General features: G+C 66.3%; 10 protein-coding genes and 1 tRNA gene. 8 read left to right on the forward strand and 3 right to left on the reverse strand.

Features of this window, described 5'->3' with window-relative positions:
* Positions 1–60: 60 nt before the first annotated feature.
* Positions 61–137 (reverse strand) — tRNA-Val (locus CCR84_RS14380).
* Positions 138–389: 252 nt separating this feature from the next.
* On the opposite strand from CCR84_RS14380, the gene zapE reads away from it, so the two are divergent.
* Positions 390–1,505, forward strand: a complete 1,116-nt coding sequence (zapE, locus tag CCR84_RS14385; protein WP_201213677.1) for a cell division protein ZapE — start codon at positions 390–392, stop codon at positions 1,503–1,505.
* Between the two features lie 1,199 nt (positions 1,506–2,704).
* Here the strand turns inward: zapE and CCR84_RS14390 are convergent.
* Entirely contained in the window at positions 2,705–4,015 is a 1,311-nt protein-coding gene (locus CCR84_RS14390; RefSeq protein WP_201213678.1) for a homoserine dehydrogenase, read from the reverse strand.
* A 98-nt stretch (positions 4,016–4,113) separates the two neighbouring features.
* Positions 4,114–5,415 (reverse strand): pyridoxal phosphate-dependent aminotransferase, encoded by a 1,302-nt coding sequence (locus tag CCR84_RS14395; RefSeq protein ID WP_201213680.1) that lies wholly within the window; start codon positions 5,413–5,415, stop codon positions 4,114–4,116.
* Between the two features lie 149 nt (positions 5,416–5,564).
* Here CCR84_RS14395 and CCR84_RS14400 point away from each other — a divergent pair, with 149 nt between their 5' ends.
* From CCR84_RS14400 to CCR84_RS14430, 7 genes are read left to right on the forward strand one after another with little or no spacing between them, the layout of a single operon-like run.
* The gene (locus CCR84_RS14400; RefSeq protein WP_201213682.1) at positions 5,565–5,942 is read left to right on the forward strand and encodes an Mth938-like domain-containing protein; all 378 of its coding nucleotides are present in this window, start codon (positions 5,565–5,567) and stop codon (positions 5,940–5,942) included.
* Positions 5,942–7,678: a glycosyltransferase family 39 protein gene (locus tag CCR84_RS14405; protein ID WP_201213684.1), complete on the forward strand. Its 1,737-nt coding sequence runs from the start codon at positions 5,942–5,944 to the stop codon at positions 7,676–7,678. The genes CCR84_RS14400 and CCR84_RS14405 overlap by 1 nt, the downstream gene beginning before the upstream one ends.
* Positions 7,675–8,046 (forward strand): SMR family transporter, encoded by a 372-nt coding sequence (locus tag CCR84_RS14410; RefSeq protein ID WP_201213686.1) that lies wholly within the window; start codon positions 7,675–7,677, stop codon positions 8,044–8,046. Before CCR84_RS14405 ends, CCR84_RS14410 begins: the two co-directional genes overlap by 4 nt.
* Entirely contained in the window at positions 8,043–9,203 is a 1,161-nt protein-coding gene (locus tag CCR84_RS14415) for a DegT/DnrJ/EryC1/StrS family aminotransferase (protein ID WP_201213693.1), read from the forward strand. The genes CCR84_RS14410 and CCR84_RS14415 overlap by 4 nt, the downstream gene beginning before the upstream one ends.
* Positions 9,200–10,225: a glycosyltransferase gene (locus CCR84_RS14420; RefSeq protein WP_201213695.1), complete on the forward strand. Its 1,026-nt coding sequence runs from the start codon at positions 9,200–9,202 to the stop codon at positions 10,223–10,225. The genes CCR84_RS14415 and CCR84_RS14420 overlap by 4 nt, the downstream gene beginning before the upstream one ends.
* Complete coding sequence (locus CCR84_RS14425; protein WP_201213697.1) at positions 10,222–11,154, forward strand: formyltransferase; 933 nt, start codon at positions 10,222–10,224, stop codon at positions 11,152–11,154. The genes CCR84_RS14420 and CCR84_RS14425 overlap by 4 nt, the downstream gene beginning before the upstream one ends.
* 15 nt (positions 11,155–11,169) lie before the next feature.
* Positions 11,170–12,213, forward strand: coding sequence for a bifunctional UDP-4-keto-pentose/UDP-xylose synthase (locus tag CCR84_RS14430; RefSeq protein ID WP_201213699.1), 1,044 nt, complete (start codon positions 11,170–11,172; stop codon positions 12,211–12,213).
* Positions 12,214–12,974 lie beyond the last annotated feature (761 nt).

Raw genomic sequence — 12,974 nt, forward strand, 5'->3', positions numbered from 1 at the left:
TGCCCTGGAAATGAAAAAGCCCTGAAATCCGCAGTCTGCGAAATTTCAGGGCTTCCGAATTGGTAGGCGCGATTGGACTCGAACCAACGACCCCCACCATGTCAAGGTGGTGCTCTAACCAGCTGAGCTACGCGCCTGTCGCTTTGCTGTTGTTGCCTTGCGCTGCGAAAGAGTCGCCATTATAAGGCGAATTCTTCCGAATGCAAGCACTTTTTTCATTTTTCTGAAATCAGCGCGATTTTTCTGCGCGGGGCCTGCACAGAACGGCGGCCTGCGCACTTCGCGCCTGCCTTGCTTTACACTTCTTTCCTTTTCACCGCCTGCGTACGGCGGCCGGTGGCACCGCTCCCGGCCTGCCGACGTTCCTGCTCATTCCCCTCCCGCGACCCATGCCCCACAAGATCCTCAACGTCGCCGAACACGGCGTGCTCGATTCCTACCTCGGCAAGCTCGCCGAGAACGGCTACACGGCCGACGCTGCGCAGCTGGCCGCCGCCAAGCGTCTGCAGCAGCTTTATACGGAACTCCTCGCCTTCAAGGTCGCGCGGCGCACCGCCTGGCGCAAGATGTTGTCGCGCGCGCAGCCACCGCGCGGCGTCTATTTCTGGGGTGGCGTCGGGCGCGGCAAGAGCTTCCTGATGGACTGCTTCTTCGCCGCGGTGCCGTACCGGCGCAAGCGGCGCGTGCATTTCCACGCCTTCATGCAGGAGGTGCACGGCCGGCTCAACACGCTGAAGGGCGGCAGCGATCCGCTGGCCAAGGTCGCCGACCACATCGCTGGCGAACTGCGCCTGCTCTGCTTCGACGAGTTCCACGTCTCCGACATCGCCGACGCGATGATCCTCGGCCGCCTGCTCGAAGCACTGTTCGCGCGCGGCGTCGTCATCGTGATGACCTCGAACTACCCGCCGCATCGCCTCTACCCCGACGGACTGCAGCGCGAGAATTTCCTGCCGACGATCGCGCTGATCGAGCGGCAGCTCGACGTGGTCGAGGTCGACGCAGGCATCGACTACCGCCGGCGCACGCTCGACCGGGTCGAGACCTTCCGAATCCCCGCGGACGCTGCGGCCGAGCGGCTGCAGGCGGAGACCTTCGTCGAACTGGCCGGAGGTGAGGGCGAGATCGGCGGCGAGATCGAGGTCCTCGGCCGGTCGATCCCCTGCCTGCGCCGCGCCGACGGCGTCATCTGGTTCGACTTCGCCGCGCTGTGCGGCGGCCCGCGCTCGCAGAACGACTACCTCGAACTGGCGCGGCGCTTCCCACACGTGCTGCTCTCGGGGATCCCGAAGATGGAGGCGCGCCAGTCGGCCGAAGCGCGGCGCTTCACCTGGCTGGTCGACGTGTTCTACGACTGCCGCGTCAAGCTGATCGCCACCGCCGCCTGCGAGCCCGAGCAGCTCTATACGGAAGGAACCCACTCCGGCGAGTTCTTCCGCACCGCCAGCCGCCTGACCGAGATGCGCTCGCGCGAGTACCTGGAGCTGCCGCACCTCGTCGTCTGAAGTAGAAACGGGGACGGTAGCGTCATCGCGAGCCCGCAGGGCGTGGCGATCCAGACAGCGCGTCATCGCGAGCCCGCAGGGCGTGGCGATCCAGTTCGTGGGGCTGTTATCGATTCACTCGCGTCTATCTGGAACGCCGCAAGTTCAGAAGAACGAACTGGATTGCCACGGCGCTACGCGCCTCGCAATGACGGCGGTGCCGGGAGTGCATGGAGAGTGGCTGAGAGCGTAACCGTCATCGCGAGCCCGCAGGGCGTGGCGATCCAGTACGTGGGGCTCGCGTCGTGAAGGGCGCCGAGACAGAAAACGAACTGGATTGCCACGGCGCTACGCGCCTCGCAATGACGTCGGTTTTGCCCCCCGGCGCTGCGCGCCTCGCAATGACGGCGGTGTTGCTACAGAGCTACGCGCCTCGCAATGACGCGGTGCCGGGAGTGCATGGAGAGGGGCTGAGACCGTAAGCGTCATCGCGAGCCCGTAGGGCGTGGCGATCCAGTACGTGGGGCTCGCGTTGTGAAGGGCGCTGAGACAGAAAACGAACTGGATTGCCACGGCGCTACGCGCCTCGCAATGACGGCGGTGTTGCTACAGAGCTACGCGCCTCGCCATGACGGCGGTGCCGGGAGTGCATGGAGAGGGGCTGAGAGCGTAACCGTCATCGCGAGCCCGCAGGGCGTGGCGATCCAGTGGGTAGGTCTCGCATCGTGAAGGGCGAGGAGACGGAAGAACGCACTGGATTGCCACGGCGCTACGCGCCTCGCAATGACGGCGGTGTTGCCACGGCGCTGCGCGACTCGCAATGACGGCAGTGTTGCCACGGCGATGCGTGCCTCGCAGTGACGGCGGTGCCGGGAGTGCATGGAGAGGGGCTGAGAGCGTAACCGTCATCGCGAGCCCGCAGGGCGTGGCGATCCAGTGGGTAGGTCTCGCATCGTGAAGGGCGAGGAGACGGAAGAACGCACTGGATTGCCACGGCGCTACGCGCCTCGCAATGACGTCGGTGTTGCCACGGCGCTGCGCGACTCGCAATGACGGCGGTGTTGCCCCCCGGCGCTGCGCGCCTCGCAATGACCGGATTCAGGCGAATGTGCGCTTTGCATTCGAAATCATGGGGACGTTACACTTAATTCCAATGAATTAAGCATGACGTCCCCATGACTTGGGCAGGATGACTCATCCTGCCCCGACTCTCCCCTTTATTACAGCAGCTCTTCCAGGCGCAGGCGGATCAGCGGGGCGCGCACGGCGGACAGGGCTTCGATCTTGGCGATCGCGGCGTCGATCTGCTTTTCGCGCGTCTGGTGCGTGAGCATGATGATGTCGGTCTGCTCCTCGCCCTCGCCGGGTTCGCGCTGGATCATCGCGTCGATCGAGATGTGCTGTTCGGCGAGGATGCGCGTGATGTCGGCGAGGACGCCGGGCTTGTCCTCGACGCGCAGGCGCAGGTAGTACGAGGTGGTGATCTCGGCCAGCGGCAGGATCGGCAGGTCGACCACCGCATCGGGCTGGAAGGCGAGGTGCGGGACACGGTGCTCGGGATCGGCCGTGTGCATGCGCGTCACGTCGACCAGGTCGGCGATCACCGACGAGGCGGTCGGTTCGGCGCCGGCGCCCTTGCCGTAGTAGAGGGTCGGGCCGACGGCGTCGCCCTTGACCAGCACCGCGTTCATCGCGCCCTCGACGTTGGCGATCAGGCGCTTTGCCGGGATCAGCGTCGGGTGCACGCGCAGCTCGACGCCCTCGTCGGTGCGGCGGGTGATGCCGAGCAGCTTGATGCGGTAGCCGAGCTGTTCGGCGTACTTGATGTCGTCGGCGGCGAGCTGGCTGATGCCCTCGACGTGGGCCTCGGCGAAGTGCATCGGGATGCCGAAGGCGATCGCGCTCATGATCGTCAGCTTGTGTGCGGCGTCGACGCCCTCGACGTCGAAGGTCGGGTCGGCTTCGGCGTAACCGAGGCGTTGCGCTTCGACGAGGACCTCGGCGAACGACAGGCCCTTGTCGCGCATCTCCGAGAGGATGAAGTTGGTGGTGCCGTTGATGATGCCGGCGATCCACTCGATGCGGTTGGCCGACAGGCCCTCGCGCAGCGCCTTGATGATCGGGATGCCACCGGCGACCGCGGCTTCGAAGCCGACCATGACGCCCTTGTCGCGCGCGGCGGCGAAGATCTCGTTGCCATGAACGGCGAGCAGTGCCTTGTTTGCGGTGACCACGTGCTTGCCGTTGGCGATCGCGCGCAGCACGAGTTCCTTGGCGACGCCGTAGCCGCCGATCAGTTCGACGACGATGTCGATCGACGGATCCTCGACCACCGCGAAGGCGTCGTCGGTGATTTCGGCGCGGTCGCCCACCACTTGCTTCGCCAGCGCCAGGTTCTTGTCGGCGACCTTGGTGATGCGGATCGGCCGGCCGGCACGGCGGGTGATTTCTGCTGCGTTGCGGTCGAGAACGGTGAAGGTGCCGCCGCCGACGGTGCCGATGCCGAGAAGGCCTACGTTGATCGGTTTCATGGTGTCCTTGCGAGTGAAAAGGTTAACGATGCTGCGCCCGGACTGGCCGGGCGCGCGTGGGGACGCGGGGCATGCGTGCCCCGCGCAGGTGTCGATGCTCAGCGGACGGCGCCAGCGCGGCGGCGATAGCCTTCGAGGAAGCGCGCGAGGCGGGCGATCGCTTCGCGCAGCTCGTCTTCGTGCGGCAGGAAGACGAGGCGGAAGTGGTCGGTCTGCGGCCAGTTGAAACCGGTTCCCTGCACCAGCAGCACGCGTTCGGCTTCGAGCAGCTCGGCGATGAATTCCTGGTCGTCCTTGATCGGGTAGACCTTCGGGTCGAGGCGCGGGAACATGTACAGCGCAGCCTTCGGCTTGACGCAGGTGACGCCGGGGATCGCAGTGATCAGTTCGTGCGCGAGGTCCCGCTGCCGGCGCAAGCGCCCGCCAGGGGCGACCAGGTCGTCGATGCTCTGATAGCCGCCGAGCGCGGTCTGGATCGCGTACTGGCCGGGGACGTTGGCGCACAGTCGCATCGACGCCAGCATGTCGAGCCCCTCGATGTAGTCGCGCGCGCGCCGCTTGTCGCCGGAGACGATCATCCAGCCGGCGCGGTAGCCGCAGGCGCGGTAGTTCTTCGACAGGCCGTTGAAGGTGATGGTGAGCACGTCTTCCGACAGCGCGCCGATCGAGGTGTGCTTCTCGCCGTCGAAGAGAACCTTGTCGTAAACTTCATCCGCATAGATGATCAGCCCGTGCTTGCGCGCGATCTCGATGATTTCGAGCAGCAGTTCGGGCGGGTAGAGCGCGCCGGTCGGGTTGTTCGGGTTGATGAGGACGATCGCGCGCGTGTTCGGCGTGATCTTGGCGCGGATGTCGTCGAGGTCGGGCAGCCAGCCGTTGTTCTCGTCGCACAGGTAATGGCGCGGCGTGCCGCCCGAGAGGCTGACCGCGGCAGTCCACAGCGGATAGTCGGGCGCCGGCAGCAGGACCTCCTCACCCGGGTCGAGCAGCGCGTTCATCGCCATCACGATCAGTTCGGAGACGCCGTTGCCGATGTAGATGTCTTCGAGCGTGACGCCGCGGATCTTCTTCTGCTGGCAGTAGTGCATCACCGCCTTGCGCGCCGGGAAGATCCCCTTCGAGTCGGAGTAACCGGCCGAATTGGGCAGGTTGCGGATCATGTCCTGCTGGATTTCGTCGGGCGCTTCGAAGCCGAACGGGGCGAGGTTGCCGATGTTGAGCTTGATGATCTTGTGGCCCTCGTCCTCCATCTGCCGCGCGCGCGCAAGCACCGGGCCGCGGATGTCGTAGCAGACGTTGGCGAGTTTGCCCGACTTGCGGATCGGCGCCTGCGTCAGCGGCGACGTGGAGAAGGGCGCCGGCAGGGAGGCGAGCTCAGGCTCTTGGTTGACGGTGGGCATGGACTTTGGCCTGGAAGACGGGAGGGGGCGGAGGGGGCCGATCGCGTGCAGTACCGCGGAAATTCCGGGGCAGACGCGATTACTACGTCAAGTAGCGGTCGGCAAAAAAGATATAATCCTACTTTATCGTTTTGTGCACCGCAATTTCCATGAAGCTGCATGTTGCCGCGACCGACGGCGCCCATGTCGTGACCGCCTACGGCGCCGGCTTCGTCAGCGTCGATGGCGTCCGTCACGAGCACCTGCACAGTCTCCTGCTGCTGCCGCAGCAGCTCACGCCTGACTGGACCGCTGCCGGCTTCGACGCGCTCACCCTCGCGGACTTCGCCTTCCTGGCCGCCCTCGACGCCGACGTCACCCTGCTCGGGATGCCCGCGCCGCAGCGCTTTCCGCACCCGGAACTGCTGCGTCCTTTCGTCGAAGCGCAGAAGGGGATCGAGATGATGGAATTCGGTGCCGCCTGCCGCACCTACAACCTGCTCGTTGGCGAGGGACGTCGCGTCGCCGCCGCGCTGCTCTTTTCCTGATGAATCCTTCCTCGCCCATCCTTTCCCGGCGCGGCCTGTGGGCCCTGCTGCTGGTGTTCGCCGTCGTCTGGTTCGGCACGCTCGACTACCGCAAGCTGCTCAAGCCGGACGAGGGACGCTACGCCGAAATTTCCCGCGAGATGGCGGTTTCCGGCGATTTCGTGACGCCGCGCCTGAACGGGATCAAGTACTTCGAGAAGCCGCCGCTGCAGTACTGGGCGACCGCCACCGCCTACCAGGTCTTCGGCGAGAACGAATGGACGGCGCGCATCTGGCCGGGAATCACCGGTTTCCTCTCGGTCCTGCTCGCCTTCTTCACCGCCGGCCGCCTGTTCGGTCCGCGCGCCGGTCTGCTCGCCGGCGCGACGCTCGGCAGTTGCCTGTTCGTCGTGCTCATGGGGCACTTCAACGCGCTCGACATGGGCCTGTCGTTCTTCCTGCAACTGGCGCTGTCGGGCCTGCTGCTGGCCAACCGCAGGCAGGCGCAGCCTGCCGAGCAGCGGCGCTGGATGCTCGTCGTCTGGGCGGCGCTGGCCGCCGCGATGCTGTCCAAGGGGCTGGTCGCGCTGGTGCTGTGCGGCGCGACCCTGGTCCTCTACTCGCTGCTGACGCGTGACCTGTCGCCGTGGCGGCGGCTCGAACTGATCCGGGGGATTCCGCTCTTCCTGCTGCTGGCGGCGCCGTGGTTCGTCGCCGTGTCGCTCGCCAATCCCGAGTTCTTCCACTTCTTCTTCATCCACGAGCACTTCGAGCGCTTCCTTTCGAGTGGGCATCGGCGCACGCAGCCGGGCTGGTTTTTCATCGCCGTGTTGCTGCTCGGCGCCCTGCCGTGGACGCTGATGATGCTGCAGGGCTGGCTCGGCGCCTGGTGGCGCGAGCGCGAGAGCGGCTTCCAGCCGCAACGCCTGCTCGCCGTCTGGGCCTTTGTCATCATCGCCTTCTTCAGCGCGTCGAGTTCGAAGCTGCCCTCGTACATCCTGCCGATGGCGCCGGCGCTGGCGATGCTCACGGGCGTCTGGCTCGCCCGCGCCGAACGCCGCGTGCTGCTGCCGCACCTCGCGATCATCGTCGTCCTCGCGCTGGCCGCACTCTACCTCTCGCCGCGCATCGTCGACCGCGCCGACGCCGACACGACCATCGAGATGATGCAGGCCTACGCCGTGTGGGCAGAGGCTGCCGCCGCGGTGCTGCTCGTTGCCAGCCTCGCCGCCTTGCTCCTCGTCTGGCGGCGGCGCGAGGGCGGTGGCCTGCTGACCCTTGCCGCCGGCGCTTTCATCGCGCTGACGCTGGTCATGCTCGGGCACGAGTCGCTGTCGCGTTCCAATTCCTCGTACCACCTGGCGCGGGAAGTGAAGCCGCTGCTGACGCCCGACGTTCCCTTCTACAGCGTGAATACCTACGAGCAGACCTTGCCCTTCTATCTGCAGCGCACGCTGACGCTGGTCGATTACCGCGACGAGATGAGATTCGGGCTCGAACAGGAGCCAGAACTCGCGATCCCGACCGTCGCCGAATTCCGCGAACGCTGGGCAGCAGGTGGCGACGCCTTCGCACTGATGACTCCCGGCATGTACGACAGTCTCGCCGCGGCTGGCCTGCCGATGAGCGTCGTCGCGCGCGACACGCGTCGCGTCGTCGTCCGCCGTCCGCTGCTGGCCGCGGAATCCGCCGCGCCGGTGGCGCCCGCTGCGCCGCTGGCCGAGTCTGCTTCCCCATCTTCCGCAGGTGATCGATGAGCACCGTCGCTTTCTCGCTGATCCTCTTCGGCGTCCTGCTCAACGCGGCGGCGCAGTTGCTGCTCAAGGCCGGCACCAACGCCATCGGCCATTTCTCCTTCTCGCTGGAAAACGCGCTGCCGGTCGGGCTCAAGCTCGCCTTCGAGCCGCACATCTTCGGCGGCCTCTGCTGCTACGTCGTCAGCGTCGTGGTCTGGATCATGGCGCTGTCGCGGGTCCCGGTGTCGATCGCCTACCCGATGCTGTCGATCGGCTACATCGTCAATGCCTTTGCCGCGCACTGGCTGTTCGGCGAGGCGGTGACCGCGCAGAAGCTCCTCGGCATCGGCTTCATCATCGTTGGCGTTTATCTCGTGGCCCGCTCATGATTCCTGCGCATCTTCCATCTCTCCCGCAATTCCTTCCCTTCACCCGTCCGTCGCTCGACGAAGCGACCATCGCCGCCGTCGGCGACACCCTGCGCTCGGGCTGGATCACCAGCGGACCGCGCGTGCAGGAGTTCGAGGCGGCGCTCTCGGCCATGTTCGGCGGGCGCACCGTGCGTGCCTTCAGCTCGGGCACGATCACCCTCGAAATCGCGCTCGAACTGGCCGGCGTCGGACCCGGCGACGAGGTGATCACGACGCCGCTGTCGTGGGTCGCCACCGCCAACGTCGTCCTTCACCGCGGCGCACGCCCGGTGTTCGTCGACATCGACCCGGTCACGCGCAACCTCGACCTCGACCGCGTCGAGGCGGCTGTGACGGCGAAGACGAAGGCGATCATCCCGGTCGACCTCGCCGGCCTGCCGGTCGACCGCGACCGTCTGTATGCGATCGCGCGCCGCCACTCCTTACGCGTGATCGAGGACGCCGCGCAGTCGCTCGGCGCCTCGTGGCGGGGAAGGCCGATCGGTGCCGATGGCGACTTCGTCTCCTTTTCCTTCCACGCCAACAAGAACCTGACCACCGGCGAGGGCGGCGCGCTGGTGCTGCCGGCCGACATCGATCCGGCCTTCTGCGAGCGCCTGCGTCTGCAGGGCGTGCGCCGGCTCGACGGCGGCGAGATGGAGGTGGATGTTGCCGGCCACAAGGGCAACCTCACCGACATCGCGGCGACGATCGGCCTCGGGCAGTTGCGCAGGCTCGACGAATTCACCGCCCGCCGGCGCGAACTCGCGCGCCGCTACTTCGCCCGCCTCGACCCGGCGCAAGGCGCGCCCGACCTCGGGCTCGGCCTGCCGCCGGCCGACTTCGCCGACAGCAACTGGCACATGTTCCAGGTGCTGCTGCCGCTCGAACGCTTGGCGCTGAGCCGCGGCGAGTTGATCGCCGCGCTGCGCGAGCGCAACATCGGTGTCGGCGTGCATTATCCGGCAATGCATCTGTTCGCCCTCTACCGCGGACTCGGCTACGCTGAAGGCAATTTCCCGCACGCCGAACGCGTCGGCGCGGCTACGCTGACGCTGCCGCTGTTCCCGGCGATGACAGACGCCAACGTCGACGCCGTCTGCGACCATCTCATCGACCTGATCCAAAGCGAATGAACTCTCCCGAAGTCTCGGTCATCGTCCCCGTCTACAACGAGGAGGCCGGCCTGCCGACCCTGTTCCAGCGCCTCTACGCGGCGATGGATGCGTTCGGCGCCCCTTACGAAATCGTCTTCATCAACGACGGCAGCCGCGACCGCTCTGCGGCGCTGTTGCGCGAGCAGTTCGAGCGCCGCCCCGACGTCACCCGCGTCATCCTGCTTGCCGCCAACGCCGGCCAGCACATGGCGATCATGGCCGGCTTCGAGCACTGCCAGGGCGAGATCGTCGTCACCATCGACGCCGACCTGCAGAACCCGCCCGAGGAGATCGGCCGCCTGGTCGAGAAGATGCGCGAAGGCTACGACCTGGTCGGCAGCATCCGCCGCCACCGCCAGGATTCGGCCTTCCGCCGCTACGCCTCGCGCGCGATGAACCGCCTGCGCGAGCGCATCACACGCATCAAGATGACCGACCAGGGCTGCATGCTGCGCGCCTACCGGCGCAACATCATCAATGCGATCAACTCCTGCCGCGAGGTGAGCACCTTCATCCCGGCGCTGGCCTACACCTTCGCGATGAAGCCGACCGAGATCGAGGTCGCGCACGAGGAACGCTTCGCCGGCGAGTCGAAGTACTCCCTGTACAGCCTGATCCGCCTCAACTTCGACCTGATGACCGGCTTCTCGCTGGTGCCGCTGCAGTGGTTCTCGATGGTCGGGATGGGCGTCTCTCTGCTCTCGGCGCTGTTCGTCGCCTTCCTCGCGCTGCGCCGGCTGATCGTCGGCCCCGAAGCCGAGGGGGTGTTCACGCTGTTCGGCATCATGTTCTTCCTGCTCGGTCTCGTCCTCTTCGGCGTCGGCCTGATCGGCGAGTACGTCGGCCGCGTCTATCTGCAGGTCCGCCACCGTCCGCGCTTCCTGATCGACGCGGTGCTGGAGACGAAGCCGCGCAAGCACACGGCGAAGCACGCGGCCACCGCGCCGGCCGCTGCGGCCAGTCCCGTCACCACCGATCTCCCCGCGGAGCCGAAACCATGAGCCGCGCCGTCGTCTTCGCCTATCACTCGGTCGGCGCGCGCTGCCTGTCGACCCTGCTCGCGCACGGCGTCGAGGTGAGTCTTCTCGTCACGCACGAGGACAGCGCCGACGAGAACATCTGGTTCGACAGCGTCGCCGCAATCGCCGCGCGTCACGACATCCCGACGATCACGCCGGACGATGCCAACACCCCGGAAGTGCTCGAGCGCGTCGCCGCCGCGCGCCCGGATTTCATCTTCTCCTTCTACTACCGCAAGATGCTCGGGCTGCCGCTGCTCGAACTGGCGCCACGCGGCGCGTACAACATGCACGGCTCGCTGCTGCCGAAGTACCGTGGGCGCGCGCCGGTGAACTGGGCGGTCCTGCACGGCGAGCACGAGACCGGTGCCACCCTGCACGAGATGGTCGCCAAGCCCGACGCCGGCCGCATCGTCGCGCAGCAGCGTGTGCCGATCCTGCCCAACGATACCGCCTTCGAGGTCTTCAACAAGGTCACCGTCGCCGCCGAACTCGCGCTCGACGGCGTCCTGCCCGCACTGATCGCCGGGACCGCGCCGCACCTCCCGCAGGACCTCGCCCAGGGCGGCTACTTCGGCGGGCGCAAGCCCGAGGACGGCCGCATCGACTGGCGGCAGCCGGCGGCGGTGGTGCACAACCTGATCCGCGCGGTGGCGCCGCCTTATCCGGGTGCATTCTTCGAGATCGACGGCGAGCGCCTGATCGTCGGGCGCAGCCAGCACGAGCCCGGGCGCAGCGCGCGTCCCGGCGGCGCCGGCCTTTACGTCGACGGCGACCGATACTACGCCGACTGCGCCGACGGCCGTGTCCTGCGCTTACTCTCGCTGATCAAGGACGGCGCGCCGCTTTCTCCTTCCGACTTCCGCATTCGCTTCAGTGGCCAACTCGGCGACGGCAAACACTTCTTCTGACCTTCCGGAATCATCATGAAAAAAGTCCTCATCCTCGGCGTCAACGGTTTCATCGGCCACCATCTGTCGCAGCGCATCATCGAGACGACCGACTGGGAAGTCTATGGTATGGACATGAACAGCGAGCGCGTCGCCGAACTCGTCGACCACCCGCGCTTCAACTTCTTCGAAGGCGACATCACGATCAACAAGGAGTGGATCGAGTACCACGTCAGGAAGTGTGACGTGATCCTGCCGCTGGTCGCGATCGCGACGCCGGCGACCTACGTCAAGGAACCGCTGCGCGTCTTCGAACTCGACTTCGAGGCCAACCTGCCGATCATCCGCCAGGCGGTGAAGTACAAGAAGCGCGTCATCTTCCCGTCGACCTCGGAAGTCTATGGCATGTGCCGTGATGCCCAGTTCGACCCCGAGAACTCGGAGCTGATCCTCGGGCCGATCAACAAGCCGCGCTGGATCTACAGCTGCGCCAAGCAGATGATGGACCGCGTCATCCACGCCTACGGCCAGCAGGAAGGCCTCGAATACACGCTGTTCCGCCCGTTCAACTGGATCGGACCGGGGCTCGACTCGATCCACACGCCGAAGGAAGGCTCGTCGCGCGTGATCACGCAGTTCCTCGGCCACATCGTCCGCGGCGAGCCGATCAAGCTGGTCGACGGCGGCAGCCAGAAGCGCGCCTTCACCTACGTCTCCGACGGCATCGACGCGCTGATGAAGATCATCGAGAACAAGGACGGCGTCGCCAGCCAGAAGATCTTCAACATCGGTAACCCGAAGAACAACTTCTCGGTGCGCGAACTGGCGACGATGATGCTCGAACTGGCGGCGCAGTACCCCGAGTACGCCGAGAGCGCGGCGCAGGTGAAGATGGTCGAGACGACCTCGGGTGAGTACTACGGCAAGGGCTACCAGGACACCCAGCACCGCGTCCCGAAGATCGAGAACACCATGAACGACCTCGGCTGGGCACCGCAGGTGGACATGCAGACCGCGCTGAAGAACATCTTCGAAGCCTACCGCGGCGACGTCGCCGAGGCGCGCAGTCTGGTCGATTGATCCGTGCACCGCCGTCATTGTGAGGCGTAGGGCCGTGGCAACAATGCCGTCATTGCGAGGCGCGTAGTGCCGTGGCAATCCAGTTCGTTCCTCTGTCTCTGGGCCCTTCACGATGCGAGTCCTGGGCACTGGATCGCCACGCCCTGCGGGCTCGCGATGACGGTCACGGTCTCCGCACCTTCCCTCGCCATGCACGCCCGGCACCACCGTCATTGCGAGGCGTCGGGCCGTGGCGACAATGCCGTCATTGCGAGGCGCGTAGCGCCGTGGCAATCCAGTTCGTTCTTCCGTCTCTGCGTCCTTCACGATGCGAGCCCTGGGCACTGGATCGCCACGCCCTGCGGGCTCGCGATGACGGTCACGGTCTCCGCACCTTCCCTCGCCATGCACGCCGGGCACCGCCGTCATTGCGAGGCGTAGGGCCGTGGTGACAATGTCGTCATTGCGAGGCGTAGGGCCGTGGCAACAATGCCGTCATTGCGAGGCGCGCAGCGCCGTGGCAATCCAGTTCGTTCCTCTGTCTCTGGGCCCTTCACGATGCGAGCCCTGGGCACTGGATCGCCACGCCCTGCGGGCTCGCGATGACGGTCACGATCTCCGCACCTTCCCTCGCCATGCACGCCCGGCACCGCCGTCATTGCGAGGCGTCGGGCCGTGGCGACAATGCCGTCATTGCGAGGCGCGTAGCGCCGTGGCAATCCAGTTCGTTCTTCCGTCTCTGCGTCCTTCACGATGCGAGCCCTGGGCACTGGATCGCCACG

The sequence above is a fragment of the Rhodocyclus purpureus genome (genome assembly GCF_016653115.1).
Lineage (GTDB): Bacteria > Pseudomonadota > Gammaproteobacteria > Burkholderiales > Rhodocyclaceae > Rhodocyclus > Rhodocyclus purpureus.

Excerpts from the sequence above, each read along its gene's own strand:
- CCR84_RS14425 (WP_201213697.1), top strand. The coding sequence starts at position 10,222 with ATGAGCCGCGCCGTCGTCTTCGCCTATCACTCGGTCGGCGCGCGCTGC.
- CCR84_RS14390 (WP_201213678.1), bottom strand. The coding sequence starts at position 4,015 with ATGAAACCGATCAACGTAGGCCTTCTCGGCATCGGCACCGTCGGCGGC.
- zapE (WP_201213677.1), top strand. The coding sequence starts at position 390 with ATGCCCCACAAGATCCTCAACGTCGCCGAACACGGCGTGCTCGATTCC.
- CCR84_RS14415 (WP_201213693.1), top strand. The coding sequence starts at position 8,043 with ATGATTCCTGCGCATCTTCCATCTCTCCCGCAATTCCTTCCCTTCACC.
- CCR84_RS14395 (WP_201213680.1), bottom strand. The coding sequence starts at position 5,415 with ATGCCCACCGTCAACCAAGAGCCTGAGCTCGCCTCCCTGCCGGCGCCC.
- CCR84_RS14420 (WP_201213695.1), top strand. The coding sequence starts at position 9,200 with ATGAACTCTCCCGAAGTCTCGGTCATCGTCCCCGTCTACAACGAGGAG.
- CCR84_RS14400 (WP_201213682.1), top strand. The coding sequence starts at position 5,565 with ATGAAGCTGCATGTTGCCGCGACCGACGGCGCCCATGTCGTGACCGCC.
- CCR84_RS14430 (WP_201213699.1), top strand. The coding sequence starts at position 11,170 with ATGAAAAAAGTCCTCATCCTCGGCGTCAACGGTTTCATCGGCCACCAT.
- CCR84_RS14405 (WP_201213684.1), top strand. The coding sequence starts at position 5,942 with ATGAATCCTTCCTCGCCCATCCTTTCCCGGCGCGGCCTGTGGGCCCTG.
- CCR84_RS14410 (WP_201213686.1), top strand. The coding sequence starts at position 7,675 with ATGAGCACCGTCGCTTTCTCGCTGATCCTCTTCGGCGTCCTGCTCAAC.